The 14872-nt window shown below is 53.1% G+C and carries 11 protein-coding genes, 1 tRNA gene and 1 pseudogene; 10 read left to right on the top strand and 3 right to left on the bottom strand.

Features of this window, described 5'->3' with window-relative positions:
* Positions 1-50: 50 nt before the first annotated feature.
* On the bottom strand, positions 51-698 hold the full coding sequence (locus tag ACIPIN_RS06445; protein WP_401116776.1) for a TetR/AcrR family transcriptional regulator: 648 nt from the start codon (positions 696-698) through the stop codon (positions 51-53).
* Positions 699-790: 92 nt separating this feature from the next.
* On the opposite strand from ACIPIN_RS06445, the gene ACIPIN_RS06440 reads away from it, so the two are divergent.
* From ACIPIN_RS06440 to ACIPIN_RS06395, 10 genes and pseudogenes are all read left to right on the top strand, one after another.
* Positions 791-1411 (top strand): NAD(P)H-dependent oxidoreductase, encoded by a 621-nt coding sequence (locus ACIPIN_RS06440; protein WP_401116774.1) that lies wholly within the window; start codon positions 791-793, stop codon positions 1409-1411.
* Positions 1412-1573 (top strand): annotated as a pseudogene (locus ACIPIN_RS06435) (lysis protein); the annotation flags it as partial.
* Positions 1574-1690: 117 nt separating this feature from the next.
* A complete protein-coding gene (locus ACIPIN_RS06430; protein ID WP_401116772.1) occupies positions 1691-2389 on the top strand; it encodes a pentapeptide repeat-containing protein in 699 nt (232 codons plus the stop codon).
* A gap of 440 nt (positions 2390-2829) precedes the next feature.
* Positions 2830-2916: transfer RNA gene (locus ACIPIN_RS06425), tRNA-Leu, on the top strand.
* A 161-nt stretch (positions 2917-3077) separates the two neighbouring features.
* Complete coding sequence (locus ACIPIN_RS06420) at positions 3078-4364, top strand: tyrosine-type recombinase/integrase (RefSeq protein WP_401116770.1); 1287 nt, start codon at positions 3078-3080, stop codon at positions 4362-4364.
* A gap of 22 nt (positions 4365-4386) precedes the next feature.
* On the top strand, positions 4387-5046 hold the full coding sequence (locus ACIPIN_RS06415) for a hypothetical protein (protein WP_401116768.1): 660 nt from the start codon (positions 4387-4389) through the stop codon (positions 5044-5046).
* Between the two features lie 77 nt (positions 5047-5123).
* Complete coding sequence (locus tag ACIPIN_RS06410) at positions 5124-5345, top strand: helix-turn-helix transcriptional regulator (protein ID WP_401116766.1); 222 nt, start codon at positions 5124-5126, stop codon at positions 5343-5345.
* A 122-nt stretch (positions 5346-5467) separates the two neighbouring features.
* A complete protein-coding gene (locus tag ACIPIN_RS06405) occupies positions 5468-7942 on the top strand; it encodes a hypothetical protein (protein WP_401116764.1) in 2475 nt (824 codons plus the stop codon).
* Positions 7943-8233, top strand: coding sequence for a hypothetical protein (locus tag ACIPIN_RS06400; RefSeq protein ID WP_401116763.1), 291 nt, complete (start codon positions 7943-7945; stop codon positions 8231-8233).
* A gap of 473 nt (positions 8234-8706) precedes the next feature.
* Positions 8707-11604: a DEAD/DEAH box helicase gene (locus ACIPIN_RS06395; RefSeq protein ID WP_401116761.1), complete on the top strand. Its 2898-nt coding sequence runs from the start codon at positions 8707-8709 to the stop codon at positions 11602-11604.
* Positions 11605-12196: 592 nt separating this feature from the next.
* Here ACIPIN_RS06395 and ACIPIN_RS06390 read toward each other — a convergent pair.
* Both ACIPIN_RS06390 and ACIPIN_RS06385 read right to left on the bottom strand, forming a co-directional pair.
* Positions 12197-12919 (bottom strand): hypothetical protein, encoded by a 723-nt coding sequence (locus ACIPIN_RS06390; RefSeq protein ID WP_401116759.1) that lies wholly within the window; start codon positions 12917-12919, stop codon positions 12197-12199.
* Between the two features lie 1044 nt (positions 12920-13963).
* Positions 13964-14581, bottom strand: a complete 618-nt coding sequence (locus tag ACIPIN_RS06385; protein WP_401116757.1) for a hypothetical protein — start codon at positions 14579-14581, stop codon at positions 13964-13966.
* Positions 14582-14872 lie beyond the last annotated feature (291 nt).

Here is a 14872-nt window from a genome sequence, read left to right as displayed (position 1 = left end):
AAAAGCCCGGTGTGGTGCCGGGCTTTGGTGTTTCTGGGGGGCGGACCGCACTATGTCTCGGCGACATAGTGAGTATTGCCGCGTGAACTTCTATCGACCATCGCGACGATCGTTTCGAAGAGTTCGCCCTGCGCTTGCGCAGGGGTGATTTCTCCGATTGCAGCGGCATGGGCAAGAGCCTCGGCCGCGCCTAGCATTGCCCGAAGACCAGCAGGCGCAATATCACCTGCTCTGGCAAAAGGGGCGAGGGCGGTCCGGCATTTATTCATGAAGATCACTTCGTACTCCCGCTTGATCTTTTCGAGCTCCGGCGAGCTGGCTAACGCCGCGATCACGCCGGGTATTTCATTGCCCTGGAGAAGCACGCAGTCGACGTAGGACGATGCGATGATAGTAGCCCTACTCACTAACGTAGGTTCACTCGCTTGGAGTGCGGAATCCATGAGCGTTGTTTGGCGTGCATCGAACTCCTGATAGAGCGCCGCGAGCAGGCCTGGCCTCGTACCGAAATGGTCGTAAACAACGGGCTTCGTAACGCCGGCTTGCTCGGAGAGTCGTCCAAGCGTCAACGCTTCCGTGCCTTCTTCCCGGACCAGCCGCCAAGCGACATCCAACAGCTGGCGCTGTCTCTCCTCTCTAGATAGGCGGCGACGCGGCTGAAGACTGGGGGACTGCTCTCTCGATTCGGCGCTTGACATGCGTATATACCAAAAGTAACTTTCTGATCGTAACTTACCAAAAGTATATAGCCTTCGTCTTTCGCCCTCAATCAGTAGCAGGAGTTTTCGACATGCACGCGCTAATCGTTGTTGCTCATCATGATCCCAGGTCGCTCAGCCATAGCCTCGCTGCGCATGTCGCTGAGGGCGTATCCGTGGCTGATGCCGGCAACTCTTTCGAAATCGCGGACCTCTCTGCGGAAGGTTTTGATCCGAGGTTTTCCGCGGCCGACCTCGCTGTACATCACAGGGAGGGGCCACCGCCGGCTGATGTTGCTGCCGAGCAGGCCAGGATCGATCGTGCCGACTCCCTTGTGCTGGTCTATCCCATCTACTGGTGGTCGATGCCGGCGCTTCTCAAGGGATGGATCGATCGCGTGTTCGGCAACGGCTGGGCGTTCGACTTCAGTTCAGATGCCAAGCTTGTGAAGAAGCTTCGTCACCTACGCGTTCATCTTGTCGGCGTTGGTGGCGCAGACGGAGGAACCTATGAACGGCACGGTTATGCCGATGCAATGAAGACGCAGATTGACCATGGGATCTTTGATTATTGCGGTGCATGCGTCGTGACCTCCGAGCTTCTGCTCGAATCGGAAACGCAGGATCCGACTGCTCATCTGGACATCGCGCTGGCGCTCGGTCGTAATCTCTTCACTGCATCCGAGCGATGCGAGATGGTCGAGGCAGTCTGAGCGTGTGGTGCTACCGGCGGCGTGGTTCATGGAGGAACACGCGCACGACTGGACTCAGCGCATGCTCAACGAATTATCGGCATCACCGACGACGGCGACCGGGGGTTAATCCCTCTGAGGGCCTGCCAAGCCTATGCAAAAGAAGTGACTGCCAAGAGGTGAAAGGGTAACCATCCCTACAGCGAGTTTTTGCTCACACACTGTTAAAAAGATCAATATTGACCTGATAGCGCATCGACCAGAAGATGCTCTCCCTCAAACCCAACCTCAGGAGAAGGAATGCACGCTCAAAATGGTTACTTCAACGTCGGTCCTGAGGATCTGGAGGATCAGACCTTGGCTGAATTGGCTGGCCTCCAATCTTTACCATTGCGTTGCGTGGGGATCGACTTGAGTGGGCAGAATTTGTCGCGAATCAGCCTGACAGGCGCCCATTTTGAACGGTGTATTTTAACCAGCGCGGACTTTACCGCTGCCAACTTGATCAATACCCGATGGGTCAGCTGCCGCGCTGGCGAAGCTACTTTTCGCTCTGCAGCTCTCACTGATTCTGGCTTCGATCGGTGCGATCTGAACAACACGAACTGGCAACGCAGCAAGGTTGCCCATGTGCGCTTTGAGGGATGCAAGCTCACTGGGGCCAACTTCGGCGATGTCTCCGCCCTGGGCTTGAGTTTTTTTGACTGCCTGCTGAACAGCGCCATGCTATCGGGTATTTCTTTCTACAAGTCGGAGTTGCACAAGATCGATTTTAGCGATGCTGATCTGACCTATTGCGATTTTCGTAAGGCAGTATTTGTCGAAGGCGGCAGCCTGTCTATGGCTCGAGTGAATAATGCACGCTTCGATGACGCGGATCTGCGTGAGGCAAGCATGCAGGGGCTTCGCTTGGTCGACGCTAAATTGTTCAAGGGCGCGATCATCTCCAGGAGTCAGGCCGGCATGTTGTTGGCCGGGCTGGGGTTGACAGTCCTCTGATGGTGTTTGGAAATATCAATCCTTTAGGTGCCTGCATTGGGGAATTGTGTTCGGTCGGTAGGACGCCGGGGGAGGGGCGAAAATAGCTCCGCAACTCAGAGTGAGTTCCGCAGCCCACATGGGCTGTAGACTGTGAAAAAATGCTGGATTGCGGAATGAATATAGTGCTAACCTATTGAAATGCTGCGATTTATAGATGGAATGCAAATCCATCGACGCCGGTTCGATTCCGACGTCGGCCTCCACTATAAAATAGCTCCGTAGATCACTGATTTACGGAGCTTTTTTATTTGCGGTACGCAGCAAGATTTTGTCTTGAATTTGACGTCAGTGAACTTGCTTAGAGGGGAAGGGCTGTATATATTTCTCCCCCTGTCGCATCAGCAGCAAAAAGGACTGATTGTTAATTTGATCGTTCTTGAATGCTTCACCGCGCTACCGCCCGAATGGCGAAACTGGTAGACGCATGGGACTTAAAATCCCCCGCTCGTAAGGGCGTGCCGGTTCGATTCCGGCTTCGGGCACCAATAGTATGATTTCAGATGTTCCCGTAAACACCTGAAACCTAGAGAAACCGGCCTTGTAGCCGGTTTTTTTTGTGTCTGAATATCCCCGTATGTTCCTATACAGCCCCAGGATTTAGGTATACGTTTAGGTATATATCGGTTCGATATCGAGGCGTATACCTATGGCGCGCACCGTAATCCCCCTTAGTGACCCCAAATGCGAGGCCGCCAAGGCCCGCGCAAAGGACTACACCCTGTTCGACGGGCAGGGGCTTTTTTTGCTTGTAAAGGCTACCGGCACCAAGGTCTGGCGCTTCAAGTATAAGAAGCCAAGCGGTAAGGCTGGTCTGGCTACGTTCGGCAACTACCCGGCCCTCACTCTGAAAGCCGCCCGTGCACGTCGAGCCGATGCACTCGAATTGCTGGCGCATGACCAGGACCCTATCGAGAGCGCTAAGCAAGCAAAGATCGAGGCGGCCAGTGAGGCGGGGCACACCTTTGAGGCGGTGGCCCGGGAATGGCTCGCCAGTATGGCCGGCAAATGGTCGAAGGATCACGCGGTCAGGGTGCTGAAAGAGATTGAGGTCGATCTTTTCCCCATGCTTGGTAAACGCCCCGTAACCGACCTGAAAACCCGCGACCTGCTGGTCTGTCTGAAGGCGGTAGAGAAACGCGGCGCGCTTGATCTGGTTGGGCGACTGCGCCAGCGCATCACCGGAATCATGCGAACCGCCGTTCAGCACAACTTGATCGAATACAACCCCGCGCTTGATCTGGTTGGGGCGACCGCTACCCGCAAGACCAAGCACCGCCCGGCTTTACCTTTGGCGCGACTACCGGAGCTGTTGCAACGCATCGAGGCCGACACCGGGCGCCCACTGACCCAACTTGCCGTAAGCCTTACTCTGCTGGTGTTCATTCGCTCTAGTGAGCTGCGCTTTGCTCGCTGGCCAGAGTTCGACTTTGCCCGGAGCATGTGGACGATTCCCGGCGAGCGGGTACCCATCGAGGGCGTCAAGAGATCGCATCGAGGGGCCAAGATGGGGACTCCGCACCTTGTCCCTCTGTCACGCCAGACGCTTAAAGTGCTAGAGCAGATCCGCCGGCTTAGCGGGCGTTTTGATCTGGTGTTGCCGGGCGATCACTACCACTGGCGGCCAATGTCGGAGAACACTGTAAACAAGTCACTGCGCCGCATGGGGTACGACACCAAGATAGAGGTTTGCGGGCACGGTTTCCGCACTATGGCCTGTTCCGCGTTGGTCGAATCCGGCCTGTGGTCGCGTGACGCGGTTGAACGGCAAATGAGCCACCAAGAGCGCAACGGCGTACGCGCCGCCTATATCCACAAGGCTGAGCACTTGGAAGAGCGCCGACTGATGATGACTTGGTGGGCCGACTACCTTGACGCCAACCGGGAAAAGCACATTACACCCTACGATTTTGCACATCGGACACTGATGTTGTGAGCGTGATACGGGGGATACGAGCATGACGAAACGAGGCAAGCGATCAAAAGCACTTCCAGTATTCGACAATCAACACGAATGGGGTACAGGTGATTTGGTCGATGAAAGCCTGTCTGATGCTGCGCAGACAATTATCGCTGACTTGGCCGAACATCACGACGGCGATCTTCAGGAGTGGTTCAAGGAAAGACTTGGGCCCTACAGAGCGGTCACCCGCGAAACGGAAAAAGGACCCGCGCGCCACGAAGAAATTCGCGAAATACAGCAGGCGCACCTGAGTCTTCGTGAAGCGCTACAGCGGCTAAGCAATTTCTCTCCTTTCGTCGAGGGTCTCATCAACGAGGCCAGCTGGCGTAGCCATGGGGGCTTTTTCAGCGGTGGCTTGCTTTCTGACCTTGAGGCGAAGGCCACCGTGGTGTCCGATGTGTTGGATATTACCGAGCAGAAGTTGGAAGCCGCTCCAACTATTCGGGGCGTGAAGCCGAAGTTTCCGCGAGATGCTTTGCTGGCTGATACCGCAGACAAGCTACGGCAGTCATCCTTAGCGAAGATGACCAAACGCAGAGCTGCAGAACTCGCCCGAGAGCTTCTCGTTGCCGCAGGAGTCGAGGTGCCAGAGGATATTGTCGAAATCGAAAAACTGATCCGACGTGCAAAAAAAAAGGGGGAAAAAAGCCTCTAACTAATCTCTTTTGAGCACTGCGACAGCAATCGGGGGTTCAACAAAAATGGCTCTGTACCCGATACGGAGGCACTCAAATGCAGCCAGCAACAATTCCCCCGAAAGCTCTCATCCGTCAGCCAGCGCTCTGTCTATGGCTGGACCTGTCCCGCTCTGGTCTAGACAAGCTCCGCAAGAAAGACCCGACATTCCCGAAGCCAATTAAGGCCAACGAAAGCCGTCAAGCCGCTGCTTATTACGTCTTGGCTGAGGTGGAGGCTTGGTTACAGACCAAGATTGAAGCGAGGGACGCAGTATGAGCTATTCATCATCACTTGCAGCGTCCTGGAAGCTTCGCGTAATGGCCGCCCTGCACGCTGATTCCTCTCAGTCTTCTTCTCTCTGGTCCTGGCGCAAAGCCAAGCAGCTAGGGGTGTAACCCATGAAAAGTCAAAACGGCGCCTATGCGCCGACGGGATCGGCTTGGCTGAAATCCATGATTGGGCCAGTAGCGCTCTACCTTCTTGGCGAGCCAAATGCCGCAAAGAGCAAGCCGACCGAGCTTCGATTCGGAGCGCATGGCTCCCTCTCCGTTGATCTGGAAAAGGGGGTATGGCACTCGCACGAAGACGGAAGCGGTGGTGGCGTATTGGATTTGATTGCCTGGAAAACCGGCATCACAAGTCGGGCCGAGCAAATTGGCTGGCTTGAGCAGCACGGCTTAAAAGAAAAGCAGCTGGCCCCAAGTCCTGAAAGTCCTGATGTCCTACCGGCCAGCCGTCGCATGTCGGCTTGTTATGACTACACCGACGAAGACGATAACGTTCTGTTTCAAGTTATCCGCTACGAGCCAAAGGACTTTCGCCAGCGCTGCCCGGACGGAAAAGGCGGCTGGGTGTGGTCGGTGAAGGGTGTGCGTCAGGTTCCCTTCCATCTGCCGCAACTGCTGGACGCGCCCTGGGATACGCCAGTGTTTGTAGTGGAGGGCGAGAAGGACGTGTTGCGCCTGGAGTCGCTGGGGCTGGTCGCAACCTGCAATGCCGGTGGCGCTGGCAAGTGGCCTGATGTACTCAATGAACCCTTCGCGCGCCGCCGCGTAGTAATTCTGGCGGATAACGACGAGCCGGGACATAAGCACGCCGACAAGGTTTGTCGGGCGCTGAGTCAGGCAGAGGCCGAAGTTCGCGTGCTCTGCCTTCCAGGGCTGCTGCCGAAGGGCGACGTATCCGACTGGCTGGACGCGGGCGGCACCGTCGAGCAACTGCTGCAAATGGTGAGCGCTCCCGGCAATCACCAGTTCGAAGACGATGATCAGCAGCCAGTCGAGGAGCACTTCGAGCCCGGTGATGATGCTGACGAAAAGCAGAGCCAAGCTTCTCTGCTGGTCAAGTTCGTGGAGCAACGCTTCGAGCTGTTCCACGATCACAACAAGGATGTCTTCGCCAAGGATCGCACAACGGGCGAAGTGCGCAATCTAGCCGCGCGCCAGTTCCGAGATGCGCTGGTCGCTGGCTTTTACTCCGACAGCGGAAAGGCACCCCGAGATCAATCGGTCCGGGAGGCGCTGAGCACCTTGGCCGGCCTCGGTCGATTCCATGGAGACTGTCAGAAGGTACACCTGCGCACTGCTGGCGCCGCTGGTGATTACTTTCTCGACCTGGCTGGGCCAGGCAGTAGCCGAGCGGTTCGCATCCTGCCGGGTAAGTGGGAGATCGTAGAGTCACCCGAGGCCATGTTTGTTCGACCTGAATCCATGCAGCCGATTCCGGCTCCAGTTCCTGGTGGATCGATCGAGCAACTTTGGCACGTGGCGAACATCCCGCGCGGCTCCCGTCTGCTGGCCCTGGCTTGGCTGATCGAATGCCTGCGTCCTGATACGCCTTATCCAGTGCTGGAGCTGCTGGGCGAGCAGGGGAGTGCCAAGAGCACGACACAAACAGCACTGCGCCAGCTCATTGATCCGAATTCCTGCCCATTGCGCAGTGCACCGAAGTCGTCGGAGGACCTATTCGTTTCTGCTGGTGTGTGTGCGGTAGTGAGCCTGGAGAACGTCTCGCACTTGCCCGCAGCAACTCAGGATGCCATGTGCGTATTGGCAACCGGAGGCGGCTTTGCCAAGCGCAAGCTGTACTCGGATGCCGACGAAAGTGTTATCAGCGTGAAGCGCCCTGTCGTGCTGAATGGCATATCTGCGGCAGTCACGGCGCAAGATCTGGTGGACAGAACGATCACTATCGAGACGCCAGTTATCAGCGAGCGGCTGGAAGTGACAGACCTTTGGCGGGAGTACGAAGCCGAGCGTCCATGTTTGCTGGGGGCGCTGCTGGATATTTTCGCCAAGGCGTTGGAGTTAGCGCCGCAGATGCACATCCCCGCTGACGAGCGTCCGCGGTTGGTTGAATTCGCTCGCCTCGGTATGGCTGTCGCCGCCGCAGCGGGATATGAGCCCGAGAATTTCCTGCACGAGTTCAATTCCAGTCGGCAGGAAAGTCTGGCTCGCACCATTGACGCTAGCCCGGTAGCTGCCGCCGTAGTGGAACTGGTCGAGGCGCGTCCGCACGGAGTGACCGCCCCGGTAAAAGAGATTCTGCGTACCCTGGAACAGTACCGTCCAACCGGCTGCGATTCGTGGCCGCGTTCCGCGAAGGGGCTAGGGGACGCCCTGCGACGTGCCGCTCCAGCTCTTCGGCAGATAGGCATCGAGTGCAAGCCCTTGGGTAAATCCGGGGGGACGGTGAAGTGGGGCATCGGGAGAAAGTTATCGAAGCAATGTCCTGCAAGTCCTGATGTCCTGCCAGACGATTACCCCGAGCAGGACATTGGGACTTGCAGGACTTCGAGTCGGCAACTATCCCCCGACACCACCAGTACTTCGCCGGACATGGTCTTCGATGAGTCCGACGCGGAGGCCTTCTGAATGAGAGTTATCGACTATCTCCATGATCGTGGGTTCAGTGCCAAGGTGGTGGGCAACCGCTTAAGCGTCTCACCATCTAGCAGGCTGACACAGGAGGAGCGCCGCTATATTAAGTTGCACCGTTTGGAACTGATGGTCGAAGTTGCGGCCAGCGATGGTGAAGCCCGCCGCAGTCACTGGGCAGTGCTCGTAACAGGGTACTGCCCCTTTACAATGATCGGTGAGCCGATGACTCATACCGAGGCCTTGGTTGAAGCCCGAGCGCGATGGTCTAACGCAAAGGTCGAGTAACGCTTAGCCCGGATAACTACCGGGCTTTATGCTTTTACATAGTTGATCGGCGATGATTTTCGCCTAGGGGGTGTCCGGTTTAGACGACTACAAACCGACGTGGAGCACGTAGCGGATCAGAAGGGTGGGTGGGGCATTCGCTGCTAACGACCCATAGCTGCCGGTGGCGATAGTCAAAAACGGCCAGAACCAGTCAATCGGTCTCTGAGAAACCAGGAGCGATTCAAAGTGGCGGGCCGGGGAAAAGCGAATCCACTAGGTGATCCAGTATGATTTTATTAAAAATCATGTAGTTACAGATTTTATGGCTGTGCATTTTACCGCCCTGCTTCTTCCCAGATTGCCGCTCTGACGCTTAGTAGGATGGCCAATATGGCCATTTAATGCTACGTATGCTTCTGCCGAATCCGGACACTCGGCGCCCAGATTGCTCTGGGCGCTTGCACCCATACGCATGACAGGAGTTGCTAGGCATGAGGGATACCTTTCCAGTAGAACACGGTCTGTCCGCATCTGTGACTGATGGGTTGGTCTACCGATCCGAGGGGGCGATATCCCTCACTGATGTTCAGTACCTCGCGCTTGAGTCTGGCGTGGCGCATGGACAAAACATGCTGGTGGTTTCCCCTACCTCCACGGGAAAGACTCAAATTGGGCTATGGGCTATTGCTGAAGGACTGCTCGCTGGGAATAAAACAGTATATTTGGTAACCCATCGCGCACTGGCCAAACAGAAATTTGAAGACTTCAAAGCGTTGTTGTTGGACAGGTATTTAGGGGGTGATGGTGCCTCCATGGTTATTGCCACGGGGGACTACGTGGAAGATGCCGTGGGACAGTATTCTGCGGCTCCTCTAAGTGCTCCGCTGGTGATTGCTACATATGAAAAGTACCTAGCGCTGCTGTCGGCATCAGGGGTGCCAAAAAGCATGCAAAATACGATTGTCGTGTGCGATGAAATCCAGCTAATGGGAGATGAAAACCGCGGGCAAAATGTTGAAGTTCTTCTAACACTTATGAGGAATGCGGGTTGGAAGCAGTTTGTAGGGTTGTCAGCAGTTTTAAAGAGCAAGGACGCTGAAGACTTAGCGAACTGGCTGCGCGTTAAGCTTATTTTAGAGCAGAAGCGCGAGAAACATCTGTGGTATGAATGCTGGATTGGTGATCAGATTTATTCAGTAAGCAGCGCGAAACCTGATGTTATGGAATCGGACAAGCGACTGCCTGCGGGAGTTAAAGCGGAAACAATTTCAGCTTTAACATATCTGCTTAAACAAGAAAATCCACCACTTCCAATTATAGTTTTCTGCATGAAAAAGCAAGATACTTATGATCTTGCTGAGGCTTTTGTAGCTTCGTACCACAAGGGTAAGCAAGGACAGTTGTCGCTAGAGTTTGAAACCTTACCTGAAACTTCGGCCAACACCATGCTAGCGAAGATACTGGATCTCCGTGTTGCGAGCCATAACGCGGATTTGACAGACGAAGAACGCGGAGTGGTAGAGCGTTACTTGTCAAAAAACAAGTTGGATGTTGTATTTGCCACAAGTACTTTAGCGGCAGGTGTGAATTTTCCTCTAGGGGCAGCAGTATTTGCTAGTTGGGAGCGTTGGGACGGCCAACAAAGGCAGTATGTCGCAATAGATAGCGCAGAGTTTCACAACATGTCCGGGCGGGTCGGACGTATGGGATTCGATCATGCAGAAGGGCGTGTAATATACTTTGGCACAGGGCCGCAACGCGCATTAGCTACAAGTTATCTATCGATACATCAGCTGCCTGAAATCAAAGCACGAATTGCACCTGCTAGGTTTGGTCAACTTTCACTGCAACTGATATCTTCAGGGTTGTGCAACAATAGAGCCGAACTGGAAGAGCTTATTTGCACAACGTTCAGTGCTTTAAGGGAGGAAGATAACAACTTAACTGCATTTAAGACGTGGCCGAATAAAGTCGGTGTCGCTCTGGCCGGGTTGATTGATGCTGGCTTCGTCGTTGAAACATCTGGTGGAGAGCTGAGCCCCACGCCAGTGGGGCGAGCGGTCGGGTTCAGTGGTTTGCTACCTGAAACCGGAGTGTTTTTAATAAACTTCCTTTCTAGGAAGTCACGTTATTTGGCAGAACTCATTGGGCAGCTTGATTCGGCGGATCTAAAAGCCAGACTAGAGATTCTTATTTTTTCCGCATGTTTATCCAGTCCTGAGTTTCGTCCGAGAAATGGAGTTAAACCTACTCGGTTCTTGCCTTATCAGTTAAAGGATGCCATTTATGACGCACAGCATCTCGCAGATGACCTAATGGAGTCACTTTGGCAAGTTGATCCAGTGCCTACTAATGCGGCATGGTTGTGCCAGAAGTGGACTAGCGGTGTTGAGATTAGGGCAATTGAGCGCGAAGTTAAATCTCTGAGTGCCGGCGCTGTCAAAGAAATGAACAGAAACCTATCTTGGGTACTACAGGGCTTGGCCGGGATAGCTATGTCCGCCGCCGATAAGCGTGTGCCGCCAGTTCTTCGTCCACCACAATTAAGAGTAGATGACACTTTACTACGCGCTATATCTAAGCTAACGCGCTACATTCGAAGATTAGCATGCAGAGTCCAAGAGGGGTTGCCGGACGACATTCTCTGGATGACAGGGGTATCTGCGGCGGGCAGTGCTTTAAAGCTGTATAGGCATGAAATGTTGCTCTTGAAGAAACATGGAATCACAACGCCGCAATTGCTTATGCTTGGCAGTCCTGAGGCGAATGCGGCAAGGATTTTAGCTTTCGTAAAATCTAAGCCTAATGCGCAAGCTAAAGCAAACTGGGTACGAGACGCTTGTCGCGATTGGAAAGTTGACCAGCGGAGGCGAATGTCTATAAGGCATCTGAAGCGAGCTAGCAGATGCGATAACAAGGTTTTAATTGAGAGCTATTATGAGGCGAAAGGTGATGCATTTGAAGTGGCGTTCGAACAGGTGCTTTATAAGCTGGGTGTAGTATTTGAGAAATTAGATGACAAGACGAAAACTGGCGCGCCCGACTATCTAATCAAGTTCTCCGATTCGCCTTCGGTTGTGGTCGAGCTAAAATCGAAGGAGGGAGATAAGCTTGTCGATTACAATAAGGCGGTAGAGGTTTTAGCGGCATCCGAAATTCATGGCTTTAGAGATTGTTTTTGCGTGACTCTTTGCCACCCCGGAGTAGATCCGAGTGTGCCACAGCAAATTGCATCCTGTGGCCGGTTAAGCGTAGTTGAAAGCGGAGACTTGGGTGAGGCGCTATTGCGATTGTGCGAAGGAAACCTAACACAACAACAGGTATGGCAGTGGCTCTGCACTCCTGGGCAAGCCGTCGCAGAAGACCTGCCATTTCGTTTGTATAATTGATTAGTTGCTAAGAAAAAATTTGTGAGACCTATAGCCCTGCTATTTCTAGTAGGGCTGAAGGCTTTATATCTAGTGCTGCGGCGATCTTGATGGCGTTCAAAATTTTAACGTTTCGTTCGCCACGCTAGATTTCACCCATGCGCGATCTATCAATCTCTGCGGCATCTGTCATAGCCTCTTGAGGTATTCCCAGCCCCTTTCTGCGAGCATGCACTGACGCTCCTGAGGTGAGGAGGTCGCGGTGCTTACGGGGTCGGTCATGGTTGGGCTCAGGCTCAGATAGGGGCGTCGGGCGGTGCAAGTCGATCAGTTACTGCCACATAAGCGACAACCGATTAGTAGTCAATTCTTCCGACCCAACGCTGACGTAGGGAATGACTACCCTCATCAGATTTTTGCCTGTCGTCACCGTCATCTTTGGATCGTAAGCGGACAAAATCGAACGTCCACAACCCAAGGCTGCCCTTCGCGGAAGATATCTAACGCACAAAAGCAGCCTAATGTTGTGTTTAACGCATTATGGGCAGGTGATGCTCGGTGTGGGTACGTCTCTTCCGGCGAAGAGTGCCCGCACTATAGATCGTGTTCTGCCTTAAGTCGCCTGAATGTCAGTTATGATCTTAATTTCATTTTCGTTGAAACCAACAAGGTCACCGCCGTCAATGAAAGCCTCAAGGAACAGAAAAACTGTCTCAATCGGATCAGACCATCTTGTCCTCATTTGATTGGCGAACCACTTGAATTCTTCATCACCGATGAAATCCTGAAACGCTGGGCCGTTAGAGAAAAGCCATTTAAAACAGCGGATGGCCTGGGAAAAATCCGTTACGATGAAGTGGGATTTTTCGATCATAAGCAGAACTCTGTCGATGCCATTACGTCGGGCCTCTTCGAACCAGATCTGCTTCTGCTCCCCCGACACAGTACCTATTCCAAAAACACAGAACTCCTGCTTCTTTCCCCAGTAATTTTCGGACCTGAACTTGTTCCCGTAAATCCCTTCCACTTCACCAAAGATGGCCACCGAACTACCATTGAAGCTGTTATCGACCACTAGGCACAGATCGGAAAAGGCGATGAGATTCTGCACATTGCCCTCAAAGTCTTTAAATGGGAATATATCGGTAAATCTATCATTCAGCCGATAGCTCAGGGCCGAATCCCTTCCCGATACATGGAAGGCGAAGGAGTCCAAATTCTTATTGAAGCAGACACCATGCATGTCTTCTAGTCGCTCCAGAAGCTCAACTATCAAATGTCCGCCTAACTTTTGATTGAAAAAGCTAGCGAGGAAATACTGCACCCCCCAATTCATGAGATACGATTCCATTGTACCGAAAAAGCCCTGTGGAAGATTTCCTCTTAACAGGCTCATGCTCCACTGTGGAAAATCCTTAAAATTTCGCGGGGAGTGAATTAGGTTCTTGTGCAAGTCAATGCACTTCAATACGCTGTAGAAATGCGTAGCCCAATAAGATTTTGTGTTAGGAATCAAAATAGGACTTACGGGCGTAAGAATGCTGCGTTTATTGCTTCGCATGAGAAATTGACTCGGGATATATGCGTCCATACATAGCTAGCTAATGTAGCAAAGCCAGAGCCAATCAGCACGCTCGTTTTCAGGATAAGGCTCAGTCCCGCTGCGCTGGCTGAACGCGATGAGGAGCACAACCGCTTTTGGGGAGTGATTCTCTGGACCGAGTCCTAGCTTAGCCACGTTGAACGTTTAACCAGCCATTTTGCAGGGGCAGCTTGGAGCTTCTGGGCTGATGGCGAGTGCATGCCATTCACAGTCTGCGCGCCACTCGCACCTGAATTCTAGGATTGCGACAGTCCGCTATTGGCCGATTCTGTTGAAAAAGTCAGTCATCCCAAACTGCCTAATCATTGACTGGTGAAAACTCCTCCTTTGCACGCTGCTGCGTGAAATCTGCGTCTGGAAGCCTCAACCGAAAGAAAAGATTTCAATCTCGGACGGGTACTTTTCAGCTGCGAAAACCATGGCCGACTTTTTCAACAGAATCGACCCAAAGCTGCTCCTCGCGACCGGCGACAGTGGACCAAAAACAGTCGGAGGGCACGCTGGTGCCAAATGGTGGCGGTAATCTGATGCGCTGAAACCTATTGCAGATGTCCTCGGCTTCGATGGTTCTTTTCGCTCGGCAGACCCGGTCGCCTGGTATGAAGCGCGGCTCGCGCGAATTCCCATACTTCAAGCGGTAACTCTCTTCTTCTAAGATTTGAGACAGCTACTCGCTCGCCGTGAAACGTGCCAGCAACGAAGCAACGAAGCAACGAAGCAACGGGAAGCACTGGCACTCATCGGACAATAAAATCTCGACCGCCCAACATGTTTAATTCATGATCTAGCACCAAATTCAGGCGAGCTTAATTGTTGTGAAGGTGGTGGCAGCACCAGAGAAGGGAACAATTTCGGAGAATAATCGTGCAGAGATACTGATCCGATCATTTTACCATCGGTTGAAACGCCGATTACTGCGGACATGGCCAGTGAGGTCACATGCTTCTTCCCTTTCCCACGGCCATCTGGCTTCTTGCGCTTAGCCAAGATGGCTAGGTACTTATTAAAATTTGCTTCCGTCACCCCAAAATCCAGGATATCCAAAGCAGAATAATTCACATTGGGCTCAGAGAAATAGTGTTGAGCAACCAACTGTAGGTTTTCCGGCGGACCAAACATAAATTCACCGTACACTATAAAGTGGTGATCATATTTGCTTAGTTTTTCCGTTGCTTCCGCGTAATCGTCGAAGAGCTCCTTCTCAGATGGAACCTCGGACAGATCACGCTTGAATTCAACCAGAATCAGGCGGGTGCCTAATCCAAAAATGGTGTCACCTCCCGCGCGTTCATGCTTTCCTGCTAAAGGGGCAGCAAAATCACAACGCTCCTTCAACATGGCATCAACCACGAATTTGTACTCGACCGTCTTTTCCCACCAAGTTCTTTTGCTCATTTCTCAATATCTACTTGTTTGCCGTGATTAATCGTTGAGCGTCGCCAATGCATAAAGGGAGGCTAATTCGGCCTATCCGCAACAATGATCAACGGCGCTGTAGAGTCCCACTCCGGCTGCGACCCAGACTGGTAAAATTAGCCAATTCCAAGCATTCCCAGTTTTCAGTCGCGCCCTGGGAGAGTCCGGTATCGGCCCAGAGTGTGTAAAAACGCCTTTGCGAACCCTTGCTATGATTTCTGAGGATTTCATCGCAGGGATCGCCCATGAAGCGCTTTATTCAAGGTGAAC

Origin of the sequence: Pseudomonas sp. NPDC087697, from assembly GCF_044743155.1 — a bacterium.
Classification (GTDB): domain Bacteria; phylum Pseudomonadota; class Gammaproteobacteria; order Pseudomonadales; family Pseudomonadaceae; genus Aquipseudomonas.
Note: the sequence above shows the minus strand (reverse complement) of the source record. Positions and strands in the feature narration are given on the sequence as shown.

Excerpts from the sequence above, each read along its gene's own strand:
- ACIPIN_RS06420 (WP_401116770.1), top strand. The coding sequence starts at position 3,078 with ATGGCGCGCACCGTAATCCCCCTTAGTGACCCCAAATGCGAGGCCGCC.
- ACIPIN_RS06415 (WP_401116768.1), top strand. The coding sequence starts at position 4,387 with ATGACGAAACGAGGCAAGCGATCAAAAGCACTTCCAGTATTCGACAAT.
- ACIPIN_RS06405 (WP_401116764.1), top strand. The coding sequence starts at position 5,468 with ATGAAAAGTCAAAACGGCGCCTATGCGCCGACGGGATCGGCTTGGCTG.
- ACIPIN_RS06395 (WP_401116761.1), top strand. The coding sequence starts at position 8,707 with ATGAGGGATACCTTTCCAGTAGAACACGGTCTGTCCGCATCTGTGACT.
- ACIPIN_RS06430 (WP_401116772.1), top strand. The coding sequence starts at position 1,691 with ATGCACGCTCAAAATGGTTACTTCAACGTCGGTCCTGAGGATCTGGAG.
- ACIPIN_RS06390 (WP_401116759.1), bottom strand. The coding sequence starts at position 12,919 with ATGAATTGGGGGGTGCAGTATTTCCTCGCTAGCTTTTTCAATCAAAAG.
- ACIPIN_RS06445 (WP_401116776.1), bottom strand. The coding sequence starts at position 698 with ATGTCAAGCGCCGAATCGAGAGAGCAGTCCCCCAGTCTTCAGCCGCGT.
- ACIPIN_RS06410 (WP_401116766.1), top strand. The coding sequence starts at position 5,124 with ATGCAGCCAGCAACAATTCCCCCGAAAGCTCTCATCCGTCAGCCAGCG.
- ACIPIN_RS06385 (WP_401116757.1), bottom strand. The coding sequence starts at position 14,581 with ATGAGCAAAAGAACTTGGTGGGAAAAGACGGTCGAGTACAAATTCGTG.
- ACIPIN_RS06400 (WP_401116763.1), top strand. The coding sequence starts at position 7,943 with ATGAGAGTTATCGACTATCTCCATGATCGTGGGTTCAGTGCCAAGGTG.
- ACIPIN_RS06440 (WP_401116774.1), top strand. The coding sequence starts at position 791 with ATGCACGCGCTAATCGTTGTTGCTCATCATGATCCCAGGTCGCTCAGC.